This window comes from Acinetobacter sp. YZS-X1-1, from assembly GCF_000804305.1.
Classification (GTDB): domain Bacteria; phylum Pseudomonadota; class Gammaproteobacteria; order Pseudomonadales; family Moraxellaceae; genus Acinetobacter; species Acinetobacter variabilis.
This window is the reverse complement of the sequence record NZ_JWHB01000004.1, coordinates 122,931-139,488: the sequence shown is the minus strand read 5'-3', so window position 1 is coordinate 139,488 and position 16,558 is coordinate 122,931. Positions and strand designations below refer to the sequence as shown.

Annotated in this window: 17 protein-coding genes; 9 read left to right on the top strand and 8 right to left on the bottom strand. The window is 43.9% G+C overall.

Going from position 1 to position 16,558, the window contains the following annotated elements:
- Positions 1-22: 22 nt before the first annotated feature.
- From RJ01_RS04205 to RJ01_RS04185, 5 genes are all read left to right on the top strand, one after another.
- Positions 23-310: a YbeD family protein gene (locus RJ01_RS04205; RefSeq protein WP_034170154.1), complete on the top strand. Its 288-nt coding sequence runs from the start codon at positions 23-25 to the stop codon at positions 308-310.
- Between the two features lie 163 nt (positions 311-473).
- Positions 474-1,133 (top strand): lipoyl(octanoyl) transferase LipB, encoded by a 660-nt coding sequence (gene lipB, locus RJ01_RS04200; RefSeq protein ID WP_034170153.1) that lies wholly within the window; start codon positions 474-476, stop codon positions 1,131-1,133.
- A gap of 74 nt (positions 1,134-1,207) precedes the next feature.
- Positions 1,208-1,741: a hypothetical protein gene (locus RJ01_RS04195; protein WP_034170152.1), complete on the top strand. Its 534-nt coding sequence runs from the start codon at positions 1,208-1,210 to the stop codon at positions 1,739-1,741.
- A 1-nt stretch (position 1,742) separates the two neighbouring features.
- Positions 1,743-2,927 carry an iron-containing alcohol dehydrogenase gene (locus RJ01_RS04190; protein ID WP_034170151.1) on the top strand — a complete coding sequence of 395 codons (1,185 nt, stop codon included), beginning with the start codon at positions 1,743-1,745 and terminating at the stop codon, positions 2,925-2,927.
- 264 nt (positions 2,928-3,191) lie between these two features.
- Entirely contained in the window at positions 3,192-4,580 is a 1,389-nt protein-coding gene (locus RJ01_RS04185; RefSeq protein ID WP_034170150.1) for an APC family permease, read from the top strand.
- A gap of 69 nt (positions 4,581-4,649) precedes the next feature.
- Here the strand turns inward: RJ01_RS04185 and RJ01_RS04180 are convergent, their stop codons facing one another.
- The 8 genes from RJ01_RS04180 to rplU form a co-directional block, all read right to left on the bottom strand.
- Positions 4,650-5,039, bottom strand: a complete 390-nt coding sequence (locus tag RJ01_RS04180; RefSeq protein ID WP_081402641.1) for a hypothetical protein — start codon at positions 5,037-5,039, stop codon at positions 4,650-4,652.
- 183 nt (positions 5,040-5,222) lie between these two features.
- Positions 5,223-5,699, bottom strand: a complete 477-nt coding sequence (locus RJ01_RS04175) for a tRNA (cytidine(34)-2'-O)-methyltransferase (RefSeq protein WP_034170148.1) — start codon at positions 5,697-5,699, stop codon at positions 5,223-5,225.
- 34 nt (positions 5,700-5,733) lie between these two features.
- Positions 5,734-7,107 (bottom strand): siroheme synthase CysG, encoded by a 1,374-nt coding sequence (gene cysG / locus RJ01_RS04170; protein WP_034170147.1) that lies wholly within the window; start codon positions 7,105-7,107, stop codon positions 5,734-5,736.
- Between the two features lie 73 nt (positions 7,108-7,180).
- On the bottom strand, positions 7,181-8,452 hold the full coding sequence (serS, locus tag RJ01_RS04165; protein WP_034170146.1) for a serine--tRNA ligase: 1,272 nt from the start codon (positions 8,450-8,452) through the stop codon (positions 7,181-7,183).
- 100 nt (positions 8,453-8,552) lie between these two features.
- The gene (locus RJ01_RS04160; protein ID WP_034170145.1) at positions 8,553-9,314 is read right to left on the bottom strand and encodes a hypothetical protein; all 762 of its coding nucleotides are present in this window, start codon (positions 9,312-9,314) and stop codon (positions 8,553-8,555) included.
- Between the two features lie 166 nt (positions 9,315-9,480).
- Entirely contained in the window at positions 9,481-10,173 is a 693-nt protein-coding gene (lolA, locus tag RJ01_RS04155; protein WP_034170144.1) for an outer membrane lipoprotein chaperone LolA, read from the bottom strand.
- Between the two features lie 247 nt (positions 10,174-10,420).
- On the bottom strand, positions 10,421-10,675 hold the full coding sequence (gene rpmA, locus RJ01_RS04150) for a 50S ribosomal protein L27 (RefSeq protein ID WP_004784896.1): 255 nt from the start codon (positions 10,673-10,675) through the stop codon (positions 10,421-10,423).
- A 19-nt stretch (positions 10,676-10,694) separates the two neighbouring features.
- Positions 10,695-11,006: a 50S ribosomal protein L21 gene (gene rplU / locus RJ01_RS04145; protein ID WP_004784898.1), complete on the bottom strand. Its 312-nt coding sequence runs from the start codon at positions 11,004-11,006 to the stop codon at positions 10,695-10,697.
- Positions 11,007-11,450: 444 nt separating this feature from the next.
- Between rplU and sdsA the strand changes: the two genes are divergently transcribed.
- The 4 genes from sdsA (at position 11,451) to RJ01_RS04125 (ending at position 16,552) form a co-directional block, all read left to right on the top strand.
- Positions 11,451-12,428, top strand: coding sequence for an All-trans-nonaprenyl-diphosphate synthase (sdsA, locus tag RJ01_RS04140; RefSeq protein ID WP_034170143.1), 978 nt, complete (start codon positions 11,451-11,453; stop codon positions 12,426-12,428).
- Between the two features lie 15 nt (positions 12,429-12,443).
- The gene (locus RJ01_RS04135; protein ID WP_034170142.1) at positions 12,444-14,486 is read left to right on the top strand and encodes a site-specific recombinase; all 2,043 of its coding nucleotides are present in this window, start codon (positions 12,444-12,446) and stop codon (positions 14,484-14,486) included.
- 159 nt (positions 14,487-14,645) lie between these two features.
- Positions 14,646-15,248, top strand: coding sequence for a phosphatase PAP2 family protein (locus tag RJ01_RS04130; RefSeq protein WP_034170141.1), 603 nt, complete (start codon positions 14,646-14,648; stop codon positions 15,246-15,248).
- Positions 15,249-15,283: 35 nt separating this feature from the next.
- On the top strand, positions 15,284-16,552 hold the full coding sequence (locus RJ01_RS04125; protein WP_034170140.1) for an efflux RND transporter periplasmic adaptor subunit: 1,269 nt from the start codon (positions 15,284-15,286) through the stop codon (positions 16,550-16,552).
- Positions 16,553-16,558: the final 6 nt, after the last annotated feature.

Here is a 16,558-nt window from a genome sequence, read left to right as displayed (position 1 = left end):
GCGTTTCGAATAGGGGGACTACATGTTAGACCGTACACCATCTCGTGAACTCCGCGAAGATCTTTGGGTTTTTCCAATGGATTACCCAATCAAACTCATTGGCCTTGCAGGTGAAGAACTGCTGAATGCAGTCGTTGAGATTTTTACCAAACATTTCCCTGACTTTGATGGCGATAGCGTAAGCATCACTCCATCTCGTACTGGTAAATATCATTCGATCACTACTCAGCTACGTTTCCTTGAACTGGAACAGGTTCATGCCGTATATGCTGATCTTGCAGCTTGCCCACTGATCAAGACTGCACTTTAAGATTATTCTGCTCCAACCTTGGCAAATTAAAAGACACGCTTTCGGGCGTGTTTTTTATATGTGTAACTAGCTCACCAACAATTACTACGAATCCCTCCCCTATCCATTGCTGAAATCATTATAATTATTTGCAGTATGATTTAATTTTCTAAGGACGCACACTGTGACAGCTGCGGTTCAAAAACCCTCCCTGATTATCCGTCAATATAATAACCTGACTCCCTACGAAGACCGTTTTCTGGAAATGAAAAGCTTCACGGAAAACCGTGATGAAAATACGCCTGATGAGTTATGGATTTTGCAGCACCATGATGTACTGACCCAAGGTCAGGCAGGCAAACCGGAACATATCCTGATTCCAACTGATATTCCTGTCATTCAAACCGACCGTGGTGGTCAAGTCACTTGGCATGGTCCTGGTCAGCTCGTCGCATACTTTATGTTTGACCTGAATCGTCTGCGTTGGAATGTCCGTACATTGGTGTCGTATGCTGAAAACCTGATGATCCAGCTCCTAAAAAATCATGGCATTGAAGCCTATGCCAAACCCGATGCTCCGGGCGTCTATGTGAATGAGCGTAAAATTGGTTCTCTCGGCTTCAAGATTCGTAAAGGCCGTAGCTATCATGGCCTGTCTTTAAATATTGATTGCGACCTGACTGGTTTCCATACCATTAACCCTTGCGGCTATGCAGGTCTGGAAATGGTGCGAATTAATGACCTCGTCAGCAATCCGCCAAAGTTTAATGACTTGTGTGTTGAAATTATTGAAACTTTAAGCAGCAGCGGTTACTTTAATCAGGTGAACGTCGAGCAAAGATAAAGCCTTTGCATTTTAACAATAAATAAATTAGAGTAATTACTCTAAATAAATAATATCAAGATAGGGATCATCACGTGATTGCGACAAAATCCGTAAAACCCGCTTTGCAGCTTGCCTATGTCAAACTGATGATGGATATCATTGGCCGTGGCCTGGTCATGGCAAGTCAGGTAGACCCAGAAATCAAACAGGAAGTTACCCAGTTTCCCGCAAATTTCAGGCTCTCAATGAATGTTTTTCCGCATGGTCCGGCCTTCGTTGCTCGGGTCACGGAACAACATCAGCTGGAACTGGTCAAAGACAGCAGCATCAAGCCAGACCTGACCATTACCTTTAAGCATCTGCATCATGCCTTTCTGGTGTTTTCCTTTCAGGAAAGCACGTCTCAGGCCTTTGCCAATGACCGCATGATTGCCGATGGTGATATTTCCTATGCGATCCGTCTGGTACGTTGCCTGAACAAAATGGAAGCACTGATCTTGCCGAAAATGGTGGCACAACTGGCAGTAAAAGAATACCCGAATAATCTGGGACTCAAAGATAAAATCATGGAAGCGAGCAGCATCTACTTAAAAGTCGCTCAATCTTATTTGAAACGGAGTGTATAACATGGCAAAACCTTATTATGAATTTTTCTGTCCAGTCAAAGTGATTGCTGGTCATGCTGCGTTAGAACACATTCCTTTTGAACTGGCCACTTTAGGTGCCAAACGTCCACTGATCATTACTGATAAAGGGGTACGTGCCAACAACCTGCTGGCGCCGATTGAAGCTGCTTTTGAATCGACCGATGCCAAAATTGCAGCGATTTTTGATGATGTACCGCCAGATTCCAGTTTAGGTACAGTGCGCAGCGCAGCGCAGCTTTATCGTGATCATGATTGCGATGCCATTATTGCCGTGGGTGGTGGTTCAGTCATTGATACTTCAAAAGCAACTAATATTCTGGTCTCTGAAGGTGGTGACGACTTACTCAAATATTCTGGTGCGCATAACCTGCCTAAACCGCTGAAACCATTTTTCGTAATTCCTACGACTTCTGGTACCGGTTCTGAAGTGACGATGGTTGCTGTGGTATCGGATACCGAAAAGAATGTGAAAATGCCATTTGCATCTTATTATCTGATGCCGCATGCAGCGATTCTGGATCCACGTATGACTCAGACCCTGCCACCGCATCTGACTGCCATGACAGCCATGGATGCGATGACTCATGCTGTAGAAGCTTATACCTGTATGGCAGCGAATCCAATTTCCGATGCCTATGCCACAGCTGCAGTGAAAAAGGTCAGTGCCAACCTGTTTAATGTACTCGACAACCCGACTGATGCTCAAGGTCGACTGGAGCTGGCTCAGGCCTCTACCATGGCCGGTATTGCCTTCTCCAATTCGATGGTGGGCCTGGTGCACTCGCTTGGACATGCTCTAGGTGCAGTCGCGCATTTGCCGCATGGCCTATGTATGAACCTGTTCCTGCCTTATGTGCTGGAATATAACAAGGAAGTCAATGGTGACAAGATTGCCGAGCTGCTACTACCATTAGCGGGTGCAGACATCTATGCACAAACACCAGCACACTTACGTGCAGACAAGACCATTGCTACAATTTTAACCATGCGTGACCGAATCTATAGCCTGACCAAATTACCGCGCACATTAAGTGAAACAGGTAAGATTTCTGAAGCACAGCTGGATGAAGTTGCTGAAAAAGCATTAAATGATGGTTCCATCATTTACAACCCGAAAGAAGCCAGTTTGGAAGATTTGAAATCTATCTTAAAAAAGGCTTGGTAATTACTGAAAAATAAGCCAATATAGCGAAAAATTTAAGCCTGATGTTTTTTTAGACATCGGGCTTTTATCTTGTAGGAAATCGCCGTTTTTTGCTTCGAATGGCACATTTCGTGCAGGCCTAAATTCAAAAAATAGCTAGTAAAAGCCGTAATTTTAAAGTAGATTGGCGCGCTTTTATAGAAAATTGTAGGGGGGATCGTTCGTCTCAAACGATCCTTATTAAATATGACTGATCCTTGATCAACGATTAAGAGGATAACGCCGTTGACAAATTTCTCTGGGACTCAATCGGCAGCTAAACTGCAAAAAACGCTAGGGCTCTGGCACATCATTATTATTGGTTTAGCTTACATTCAACCAATGACCTTATTTGATACTTTTGGTTTGGTATCTGAAGAAAGTCATTTGCATGTTCCTACTTCTTACATCATTGCCCTGATTGCAATTTTGTTTACATCGATCAGCTATGGTCACATGATTCGCCGCTACCCTTCTTCGGGTTCGGCTTATACCTATGCCCAAAAATCGATTCACCCGAATATTGGCTTTATGGTGGGCTGGTCTTCTTGGCTGGATTATCTGTTATCACCAATGGTGAACATCATCCTGGCAGTGATCTATCTTGAAGCACTGTTTCCTGATGTGAACCATTGGGTCTGGGTAATCGTACTGTCTGCCTTTATGACCGGGGTAAACCTGCGTGGTGCACGCTTCGTGGCGAACTTTAACAGTTTGATCGTACTGGTACAGTTACTGGTGATCGGTATTTTTACCTGGATGGTATTTACCAAATTACAGGCCGGTTTCAATGCTGAGGGTCCGATTACAGCTGAACAGCGTTACCAGCTTTGGAGTCTTGAACCGTTTTGGAATGAACTGACTTCAGTCGGTGCTCTGATCACTGGTGCGACCTTACTGTGCTTCTCATTCACTGGTTTTGACTCTTTAAGTTCTCTGGCAGAAGAAACTAAAGATACTGAAAACACCTTGCCTAAAGCGATTTTCTTGACTGCTTTAATCGCTGGTGTGATTTTCATTATCAGTACTTACTTCATGCAGTTGTACTTCCCTTCTACACCGGGTTCTTACTTCAAGAATATTGCTGAAACTCAGCCAGAAATCCTGCTTCTTGTCGGTGGCTCACTGTTCCAGTCTTATGTTCTGACTTTTGCGATCATTACCGTAATGGCGTCTGGTATCTCTGCTCACGCAGGTGTATCACGTCTAATGTATGTCATGGGTCGTGATGGCGTGATCAACAAGAAAATCTTTGGTCATATCAGCCCAAAAAGCTATACGCCAAACTACAACATTCTGATTGTAGGTGCAGTGGCCTTAACTGCTGGCTTCATGGATTTGGATATCGTGATCTCAATGATTAGCTTCGGTGCCTTGACTGCGTTTACATTCGTGAACCTGTCAGTGATTTCACGTTATGCACTGCGTGATGGTCGTACTAAAACTGTGAAAGACATTTTCAGCTTTGTGGTCATCCCGATGCTTGGTTTCATCAGCATCTTTGCGATGTGGCTGGAAATTGAAGAAACTGCACTGAAATACGGTTTATGGTGGGCGATGTTCGGTATTTTGTACCTAGGTTATAAAACCAAAGGCTTTAAGCACCCTGCTCCACAACATAACGAGTTTGAATAATCGATATTGTTCATATCTAAAAAAGGCGCTTTATGCGCCTTTTTTATTTTCTTGAATAATGGACTGAGCTTATTGCAGACGACAGTCAAAACCCATCTGGGTATTGACCCGGTTATTTTGAAAGCCCAGTTTTTCAATAAACAGATCACGATTGGATAATAGTTTCTGATCTTCTGGACTGAGCCGAGCCTTGTTCTTCACCGCTATTTGATACATTTCATTGACCACGCCCTGAAAAATATCGCAAACTTCCTGACGTTTAGCTGGTTTCATCTGACGTCCACGCCAGGTCCACTCGAAATCGTCACGGCTAAGGGTTTTACCCCATTGCTCAATGCGGCTATTTAAGCGCTGTTGCATCGCTGCCAGCCCCTGGCGGATTTCTTCCTGAGTAATGGGCTGACCTGTATCTTGTGATGATAGTGATTGCTGTGGCGCTTCTTGAGCCTGTGTCATCATGCTGGCCAGCAATAACGTACTACATCCTGCTAGAATCCATCCTTTTTTCACATTTTGTTCCTTTTTTCTATATTCTCAAGAGCTTATCTGTAAGATTACCTGAAAGACCAAACATGTACCTGTATCTGTTAAATAAAATAAAAAAGCTGCCTTTAGGCAGCTTTTTAAATCGGTACGATGAACTTAAAGCGGTTTAAAACCCTGTTGACGCCAAGCTTCATAGACAATCACAGCAGTTGCATTAGACAAGTTCAAGCTGCGTGAATTCTCTGCCATAGGCAGACGAATCCAATGCTCTTTTGGAAACATCATACGTACATGCTCTGGCAAGCCACGAGTTTCTGGTCCCATCAACAAGGCTAAAGAACGATTTAGATCTGAGGTATGCGGGGTTTCAAAACCTTTGGTGGTCAGCGGATAAACCGCATCCACACCTACGCCCTTAGTAGCCAGATCGGCCAGACACTCTTCAATATTTTCCCAAATCTGCATATTGGCATATTCATGATAATCGAGACCGGCACGTCTTAGTTTTTTATCATCCAGTTCAAAGCCAAGCGGCTTGACCAAATGTAGCTGTGCTCCCGTATTTGCGCATAGGCGAATAATATTACCTGTATTGGCAGGAATTTCAGGTTCATATAAAACAACATGGATCACAGCTTTTCTCTACTTTTGGGAGTTCAGTGGACATTTAGGACCACTTCAATTTTTCACGTAAACGCACCACTTCACCAATAATGGTCAAGGTTGGTGCCTGAATATGGTGCTCATTCACTTTCGATGCAATATCTTGGAGCGTTCCCACCACCACTTTTTGCTCTGGTGTAGTGCCTTTTGAGACCAAGGCCACTGGCATATCTGGACGCTGACCATGCTCAATCAATTGTGCACAGATTTTTTCCAGTCCCACCAGTCCCATATAAAGTACCAGTGTCTGGTTTTCATAGACCAGTTCATTCCAAGGCAGTTCAGGAGAACCTTCTTTTAAATGACCTGTCAGGAAACGCACGCTTTGTGCATAATCACGATGAGTGAGCGGAATACCAGCATAAGCTGAACAGCCTGAAGCTGCGGTAATGCCAGGCACGACCTGAAAGGCCACGCCAGCAGCAAACAGCTCTTCAATCTCTTCACCGCCACGACCAAAGATAAACGGATCACCGCCTTTTAGACGACAAACTCGCTTGCCTTCGCTGGCATATTTCACCAGTAAGGCATTAATCCCTTCTTGTGGCACCGCATGATTGGACCTCGCCTTACCGACATAGATCTTTTCTGCATCACGGCGACAGAGATCCATAATCGGTGCAGAGACCAAACGGTCATAGATCACCACATCGGCCTGCTGCATCAAGCGTAAGGCTTTTAGCGTCAATAACTCCGGATCACCCGGTCCGGCACCGACCAGATAAACTTCCCCTTTTGGCTTTTGCCATTCATTCAAGGCTTGTTCAATCAGACGGTCAGCTTCAGCCAGATTGTCATTAAACACCTGTTCTTTGAAAGGACTGGCATATAAATCTTCCCAGAAGATACGGCGTTCATCGGGATTAGTGATCTTGGCTTTAACTGCACTACGCCACTTACCAGAGAACTCAGCCAGTTTACCCATACCATGCGGAATGGTAGCTTCAAGCTGAGTGCGGATCTGACGAGACAATACCGGTGAAGTACCGTTACTCGCGACTGAAATAACCAGTGGTGAGCGGTCGATAATTGCTGGCACCATGAAACGGCAATGTGGTGGATCATCAACACTGTTGACCAGCACATTTTCAGCTTCACAGTCTTCAAACACCTGACGGTTGACTCCAGCATCATTGGTCGCTGCAATCACCAGACGGTAGGAACGTAGAGGAATTTCAGAATTGAAAGGTGCCTGAACATATTGACCGGCGGTCGCTTGAACAATCTCAAGCAGACTCGCTTCGATCTCAGGTGCAACCACCGAAATGACTGCCCCTGCTTTCTGTAGCAATACCGCTTTACGGTATGCAATATGTCCACCACCGACAATCAGACAAGGTTGCTGTTGCAACTTTAACGAGATTGGAAAGATATCCACAAAATGCCTCAAAAAGTTTTAAATCTGACTGTCTAAGCAATTTTCATGCACATTTTGGTGCATACACCGACATTTAGTCGATGTAAGTTGCACCACCCATATACGGACGCAGTACTTCAGGGATCTCAATTGAACCATCAGCACGTTGATAGTTTTCCATGACCGCCAGTAAAGTACGACCTACAGCCAGACCTGAACCATTCAGCGTATGTACGAATTCAGTTTTTTTCTGGTCAGCACGGTAACGCGCTTTCATACGGCGTGCCTGGAAATCCCACATATTTGAGCAAGATGAAATCTCACGATACGTATTTTGACTTGGCACCCAGACTTCAAGGTCATAAGTTTTGCATGCACCAAAGCCCATATCACCGCCACACAGAATGATTTTACGGTATGGTAGACCTAATGCTTGCAAAATACCTTCTGCATGACCAGTTAACTCTTCCAGTGCCTGCATAGAGTCTTCAGGTTTTACAATCTGAACCATCTCAACTTTGTCGAACTGGTGTTGACGGATCAGACCACGGGTATCACGGCCATATGAACCGGCTTCACTACGGAAACATGGGGTATGTGCTGCATATTTCAGTGGCAGACGGTCGGCATCGATGATTTCATCACGCACGAAGTTGGTTACAGGTACTTCAGCCGTAGGGATCAGGTAGAATTCTTTCTCACCTTGCAGCTTGAACAGGTCTTCTTCAAATTTCGGTAACTGACCTGTACCACGTAAAGAATCTGCATTCACCAAATAAGGTATATAGGCTTCGGTATAGCCATTTTTAGTGGTATGCGTATCCAGCATAAACTGAGTGATGGCACGTTGCAGACGCGCTAAAGGACCTTTCAGAACGCTAAACCGTGAACCAGTCAATTTGGTCGCAGTTTCAAATTCCAGACCACCCATCATTTCGCCCAGGTCAGTATGGTCTTTGATTTCAAAGTCAAATTCGCGTGGTGTCCCCCATTTCAGGACTTCCACATTGTCATTTTCATCTTTACCTTCAGGTACAGATTCATCTGGCAGGTTTGGAATAGACAGTGATTTTTCTTCTAGTTCAGCTTGCAGCTCAGCCAGTGCAGCTTCAGCAGCCTTGATTTCATCACCAATTGCAGACATGCGTGCCATGATTTCAGAGGCATCGCCACCTGCTTTTTTGATCTGACCCACTTGCTTGGCACCGGCATTACGCTCAGCTTGCAAGGATTCAGTTTTGGATTGAATCTCTTTACGTCGAGCTTCTAATGATGCCCATTCCTCAACATTCAGTTGAACACCACGTTTTGCCAAGGCTAAATTTACAGCCTCAATATTATTTCTAAGTAATTTCGGGTCGATCATAGCCAATCTTTGGATAAGAAAAAAACTGGCTATAGTGTAAGCTCTTAACGTCAAAAAATACAGTGACTGACCTACCGGCTGGAGTTTATTAGCGCAATATTTAAAGGCTTGTTTGAGGCAAAAGCGATAAATATTCAGGCCGGATGATCTCTCTTAATGCTGTATAAGGTACTTTTAATTCTGCCATATCACTGATTGTCTTGTTCAACTCGCCTGCCGGATAAACCAGTACCAAGCCCTGACTGTCAAAATAATAATTGTCACTCAGTGCTAGTTTCTGCTGGGTGATTTGATAACGATCCAGCCAGTCTTTATTTGCTTGATATAGAGTCTGTTTCAGTTTTTCATCTGTATTACCGCGCATAACCTGATGAAGAGCTAGACGTTTCTTTTGTTTTAGGTCCAGATTGACATATTCGGTGTGAGATTGGGGCTGTGCTGCACGTTCAGGCTGATGGGCAGTTTTAAATATAAAAGTGGCCAGATGCGCATGCTGATTCAGGTAATTCACCTGAATGGAACGTTGATCAATAAATTTCGGCTGATCCTTTGCTTTAATTTTATTACTGGTCACTTTGCTAAAAGCGACCGGCTCAGTACGCTGGATACGCTCCATGAAGTATTGATCAATCCAACTCATATTGGTATCTACAGTCTGCAAATCAAAGCGCACACAACCTTCGATTTCACACACGACCTGATTGGCATCTTTAACTGGAACTATTTTGGATTGGATTTCTCCTGTGTCTTCTGATTGCGCGGATGTAGTGACTGAAGAGGTTTGAGGCTGACAGGCAAATAGCCCGAGATTCAGACACAAGATACAACCGATCCAGCCTATTTTACATGAAGCCATTTTCATCCTGAGCTCCTAAAATTTTGCAATTTCATTGACTCAACTTTTGTTTATTCTAAAACACCCAAACTTCTAGATATACGCCAACCTTGTAATGACTCCAGATCCATCCCGATCAGGAACAAAAAAAAGCAACCCGAAGATTGCTTTTTTATTGAGTTGATCTTGATACTTATTGATCAATAATGTCTGTGCCTTTTGGCGGGGTAAAGCTAAATGTAGATGCCGGAATCGTGGTATTCAGTTTTACATTACTAAATTTAATATTCGTGGTTTGGCCTAATGAATCCTGCAAAATCATCAAGCTAGGCGCTTTGTTCGCACCAAAACTAATAGTCAGGCTTTCAAACACCCCATCAGTATTTTTCGGATAAAGCGTGTAATAGGTTTTAGCTTTATTCGGCTGGGTTACACGATAAGATTGCATAATCTGGCTGGTATTGCCGGACAATAATAACGCCGGTGTATTTGCCACTTGATCGTCTAGACTCTGACGCACTGCTTGCTGCAAGTCTGGATCATAGATCCATACGGTTTTACCTGTAGTGGCAATAGTCTGTTTCGACGGGCTTGAAGTTTCCCAGTAGAATTTACCCGGACGCGCCACTTTCATCACACCTTTAAAGGTCTGGTTCATGTGCTGGGCGGTCAAGCCTTTTTTCTGGGTCGCTTTCGGATTAGTGACTTTAGTGGTTTGTTCAAAATTTGCAGTTAAGCTACGGATATTGCTGAGCTGTTTCACCAGATTCGCAGTAGCTTGCTGCTCCGTCGCTGCAGTTGCGGCAAATACAGTCGTGCTCATGACAGGTGCCAGTGTCGCCGTACCGATTGTTATGGCACATACAGTTTTACGAAGCATACTCATAATCTCACCTTTTTGTATTTGCATATCGCTATTTATCTAATGGCTCATCTTAAACCAATTTCTCAAACTAAGATGATAGAAAATAAGAAGTTTTGTATTGTTATTAATGCAGAATTCCTGCTTTTATTCATCATGATGAAGATTCAATAGTGATATTTACATTTGCTGTCACAGCTTTATAAGCCGATAAACCTTCACGCATAAAAAAACCCACAGAAACTGTGGGTCTTTTTTCTATTTCAGCAAATTATGCTTCAACAGATACGTAGCGACGGCCAAATTGACCTTTCACTTCGAATTTTACTACGCCATCAGCAGTAGCAAATAATGTATGGTCACGGCCCATACCTACGTTTTGACCAGCGTGGAATTCAGTACCACGTTGACGAACGATGATGTTACCTGCAGTTACAGTTTGGCCACCGTAAACTTTAACACCTAACATCTTAGGATTCGAATCACGACCGTTCTTAGTCGAACCACCGGCTTTTTTAGTTGCCATGTCTATTTACTCCTAGTAATTAGCCTGAGATACCAGTAATTTTCAACTCAGTGAACCATTGACGGTGACCTTGTTGTTTACGGTAGTGCTTACGACGACGCATTTTGATAATGCGGATTTTGTCGTGACGACCATGGCTAACTACTTCTGCAGTTACTTTAGCGCCAGCTACAACTGGAGCACCGATTTGAATGCTATCACCGTTTACAAGCATAAGTACGTCATCAAACGTAATTGTTGAACCAGTTTCAGCTTTCAATAATTCAACTTTAAGGGTTTCACCCTCAACTACACGGTGCTGTTTACCACCGCTTTGGATTACTGCGTACATAATGTACTCCAAACATGCCCGTGTCGACGTGCCGATAAAGGAATATATCGATCTTAAAACGCGCGCCACTGGGGGTTATACAAGGGCAAAGATTTTAAGGGATATTATAAGAAACAACAAGCCATTTTAAGGAAATAATCATGAACTCCATTATAAAGCCTATAAATCATTAAATTATTCATTCAAAATCAAAGATTAATGCTGGATATAATGGCCAAAAAATGCTGCTCAATTCCGAGTCTTCCGGCTGCCTGAGAATGTTTAGAAAAAAACTTTAGCGGAAAGATATTGTTCATTTTTTAAATGTCAAAATTTAGGCTAAACTCGAATAAGTCCTATAAAAAGCTGATTTTTAGTGGAGTTTGTGCTTTTCTTAGCTTTCACTCATGTTATAAATTGTTAAACTACCCGCTGCGATTTACCAAACTAGAGGTTTTCTTTCACATGGCCATCGACTTTAAGCAAGATATTCTCGCTCCTGTTGCTAACGACTTTGCTGCGATGGACACATTCATTAACGAAGGAATTACCTCAAAAGTAGCGCTGGTGATGGCGGTCAGCAAGCATGTGGTTGAAGCTGGCGGCAAGCGCATGCGCCCAATCATGTGCCTGTTGGCAGCGAAAGCCTGTGGTGCTGTAGAATTGGAACAGCATCGCAAACTGGCAGCCATTATCGAAATGTTGCATACGGCAACTCTAGTTCATGATGATGTCGTCGATGAGTCAGGCTTACGCCGTGGCCGTCCAACTGCCAATGCGACCTGGAACAATCAGACAGCTGTGCTAGTCGGTGACTTCCTGATTTCGCGTGCCTTTGATTTGCTGGTCGATCTTAACAATATGACCCTGCTCAAAGACTTCTCTACGGGTACCTGCGAAATTGCCGAAGGCGAAGTTCTGCAACTACAATCGCAACATCAGCCAGAAACCTCAGAAGAAACTTATTTAAGTATTATTCATGGCAAGACTTCTCGCCTGTTTGAGTTGGCGACCGAAGGTGCCGCTATTCTTTCCGACAAGGCTGAATTCCGCGAACCATTACGTAAATTCGCTGGTCACTTCGGTAATGCCTTCCAGATTATTGATGACATTCTAGACTATACATCTGATGCTGAAACCCTCGGTAAAAACATCGGTGATGACCTGATGGAAGGTAAACCTACCCTGCCATTGATTGCTGCCATGAAGAATACAACTGGGGAATCGCATGAAATTATCCGTCGCAGTATTGCAACGGGCGGAACAGATCATTTGGCAGAAGTCATCAAGATTGTAAATGATTCTGGCGCCTTGGATTATTGCCGCCAGCGTGCAACCGAAGAAACAGAAATTGCAATTCAAGCCTTGAATGCACTACCCGATTCAGAGTATCGTCAGGCCCTCGTTAATCTGGCCAAACTGGCTCTTCACCGGATTCAATAGCCGCTTATCTCGCCTATGCATATTAATTTTCTTGATATTTTTCAAAGCATGCAGCATCAGCTTGAACAACCACAAGCGGTGCTGGATGAGAATCTGCTCATCCAACTTGTAGAACGTATACGCCCAGAAGACAGCAGAAATACAGAAGAAATCGAAACAAAATTTAATGCATTTATCCGGGCTTTACTGCTCACTCCCAATGCAGTCTTAACCTTACAAAGTTTCACTTTAAGAATTATCAACCGCTATAAACAAGCCAGTCTGTTTTCCGATACCGGGATTCTTTCTCTGGATGGTTTCTGGAACCAGCTGAATCAGCGGATCGGGGCGCATATCCTGCCGGTGATTCCAGATCATTTACAGCTTCAGGAATTGTTCCGCAAGATTTTCTATTTGCGTACCGATAAATACTGGCTGGATTATTTTGATGAAGCGGATTGGCAGCGACTTTTTGCTGTTGTAAATCAGGGTCATTCCAATCAGGTAGAAAAAACCCGAATCAAAGATCAGATCATTAAAGCACTAACGATTCTGTCCTACCGGGTGAGTGGGATCGGCCTGCATCCTGAATTTATTAATGCCCAGCCTGAGCTCATGGAATATGAATCACCTTTTCTGGTGCAAAACCGTGAGATTATTGAATTTATCCAGGAATATAAAAAACGCTATAACACTGTAGAACTGGTAGATTCGATTACGCCGCCAGATGCTTCTCAAGCTCTGGTCATGCTGGAGCAGTGTCACGATGTTGTCGCCAAAATTCGTCGCTCTACCAAACGGATTGGGGTCAGTGTCAGCCTGACCTATATGTTGGCCTTGCTGGAACAGTGTCTAGAACGGATTGAAATCCTGCTGAATATGGTGCTGGATGATGATGACCTGCGTTATCAGTCCATTGGTCTGTTTATCGCAGATATTACCGAAGCGATTTATAGCGAACGCAGTGTGCGTGCCTTACTGACTACCAATAGTGAACTCCTGGCTTTACAGGTAACTGAAAATGCCAGTAAAACCGGTGAACATTATGTAAGTACTGACAAGCAAGGCTTTTTGGCCATGTACAAATCGGCAGCCGGTGCAGGTATCATCATTGCCTTTATGGCCTCGCTGAAAGTCTTAATGGCGCGTGTCACGATGGCACCTTTAATGCAAGCCTTTAGCTATAGCATGAACTATTCGCTCGGTTTTATGCTCATTCATGTGCTGCACTTTACCGTTGCAACCAAACAGCCAGCGATGACTGCAGCTGCACTGGCTTCTACCGTACAACAACGTAAGGGTTCGAAAACTGCCCAGATTGCTGAACTGGCTGCACTGATTGTGAATATCATTCGGACCCAGTTTGTCGCGATTCTTGGGAATATTTCAATCGCAATTCCGGTTGCAGCACTGATTGCCCTGATGTGGGAATTTGCCCTACATGAGCCATTAATGACACATGCCAAAGCAGCCAAAACCTTATATGACCTGAATCCATTTACTTCTTTAGCGATTCCTCATGCAGCAGTGGCTGGAGTATGTTTATTCCTGTCAGGCCTATTAGCCGGTTATTTCGATAATATGGCAGTGTATCGGAAGGTCGGTCCTCGTCTAAGAGCTCATGTGCTCCTGTCACAACTGATGGGACAAGAACGTTTGCATCGATTTGCTGACTATATTGAACGTAATCTGGGTGCACTGGCGGGTAATTTTATTTTTGGGGTTATGCTGGGCAGTATGGGTACCATCGGTTTCATTCTCGGCTTGCCTTTAGATATTCGTCATATTGCCTTTGCGTCTGCCAACTTTATCCAAGGACTAATCAATATTAATGGTCCAGATATTGGACTCATTATCATCTCTTTCCTGGGTGTTCTGCTGATTGGTCTGACTAACCTTTTTGTAAGTTTCAGCCTGACCATTATTGTGGCATTACGCGCACGACGGGTGCGTTTCGAACAGTGGAAACCGCTCGCTAAACTGGTCATGACCCATTTCCTGACTCGCCCAAGTGAGTTTTTCTGGCCGCCGAAGCAAACTATTGAAATTGACGAAAATCATACATCCACAAAACTGTAAAATTGCGAGAATATTTGGGCATTTAGGTACAAAATCCCATAAATAAAAAATGGAATTTGCATAAAATACGCACTCTTGAAAAAAAGTGTACTGACAAGTACACTTTAGCGCAGACAGTTAACCGGCTGAATAACGGTTAAAAGGACAAGGATTTTTGGCATGCATTACTTGTTACTTATTGTCGGAATTTTATTTTTAATTTTCAGTGTGTTATTTCTTGATATTGCAACTTTTAGCCAGTTAGATGTGCTTGCAATAGAATGGATTAGCGGCTATCGCACAGAATTTTTAAATCAAATTAATCAGTCCTTATCAGTGATAGGTGGCATGCCATTTGTATTATTTTTATCCACACTATGGTGTATTTTTCTACTGTGGTATAAAAAGCATGCAAGCGTAATTTTTATATGTATCGGAATTATCGGAGGAATTCTCCTAGGCTGGCTTTTAAAATTCAGTATTGCCCGACCTCGACCAGCAGAGTCTTTTCATCTGGTTGAAAGCTATGGAAGCTCCTTCCCGAGTGCTCATAGCGTCTATGCAGCCTGTCTCGGCTGTCTGGCAATGTTCATATATCGGCAACATCCCCGACATACCATCATCTGGATGGGTGCAGGTGCATGGATGCTGATTATGGGTGTTTCAAGAGTTTATCTAGGCGTACATTTTCCTTCAGATGTCATATCCGGCTGGAGTATAAGTTTTATTTGGATTTCGTTGTGGTATATGGTCTGGATCAGATATTGCACGGCTCACAAATAAAAAAATTTAGATAAGAATCCAATTGAGGTGGAACAATGATGTCTGCAAAGCTTTGGGCTCCCGCCCTGACTGCTTGCGCATTAGCAACAAGTCTTGCACTTGTTGGTTGTAGCAAAGATCCTAAAGAGGGCCAGCAAGCTGGTGCTCAGCAGCAAATGCCACCGACTGAAGTCGGTATTCTTGTTGCACAGCCACAAAGTGTCGAGCAGTCTGTAGAGCTCTCAGGTCGTACAACAGCATTTGAGATTTCTGAAGTACGTCCACAGGCTAGTGGTGTGGTGCTTAAACGCTTATTCACTGAAGGTAGCTATGTCCGTGAAGGTCAGGCGCTTTATGAAATTGATTCAAGCACTAACCGTACTACTGTCGATAATGCTCGTGCTGCGATTGCCCGTGCTGAAGCGAATTTAGGTGTATTGCGTGTTAAAGAAGGTCGTTATCGTCAACTGGTCGGTACCAATGCCATTTCTAAACAGGAATACGATGACATCGCAGCACAGGTCAAACTGGCTGAAGCTGATTTGAATGCAAACCGTGCAACTTTACGTAATGCTGAAATCAACCTGGGCTATTCAACCGTACGTGCACCGATTTCTGGTCAAACCAACCGTTCTTCGATCACGGCGGGTGCGTTAGTGACTGCAAATCAGACAGAACCACTGGTTACGATTCAGCGTCTAGATCCAATCTATGTAGATATCAACCAGTCAAGTGCTGAACTGCTACGCCTGCGTCAACAGCTAAGCAAAGGCAACCTCAACAGCTCAAACAACACCAAAGTGAAGTTAAAGCTTGAAGATGGCAGCATCTACCCTGTCGAAGGCCGTCTTGCATTCTCGGATGCCAGCGTGAACCCTGAAACAGGTACTGTGACTTTACGTGCAGTATTCCCGAACAAAAACCATTTACTTCTGCCTGGTATGTTTGCCACAGCGCAAATCGTGCAAGGCGAAATTCCAAATGCTTTCCTGATTCCACAAGCGGCGTTAACCCGTACGCCTACTGGTCAGGCCATGGCGATGCTGGTGGGTGCTGACAATAAAGTAACTCCACGTCCAGTAACGACAGTCGGTACTCAAGGTAGTAACTGGATCGTAACCGAAGGTCTAAATCCGGGTGATAAAGTGATTGTTGATGGTATTGCCAAGGTAAAACCTGAACAGCAAGTGGTGCCTAAACCTTATCAACCTCAAGCAGCTGCCCCACAAGGTGCTGCTCCTGCTGCGCAACAACCTGCAGCAGATGCAAAAAAGGCAGATGATGCAAAGAAACAACCTGAACAAAAACCTGCTGCAAATGCATAAGGAGTA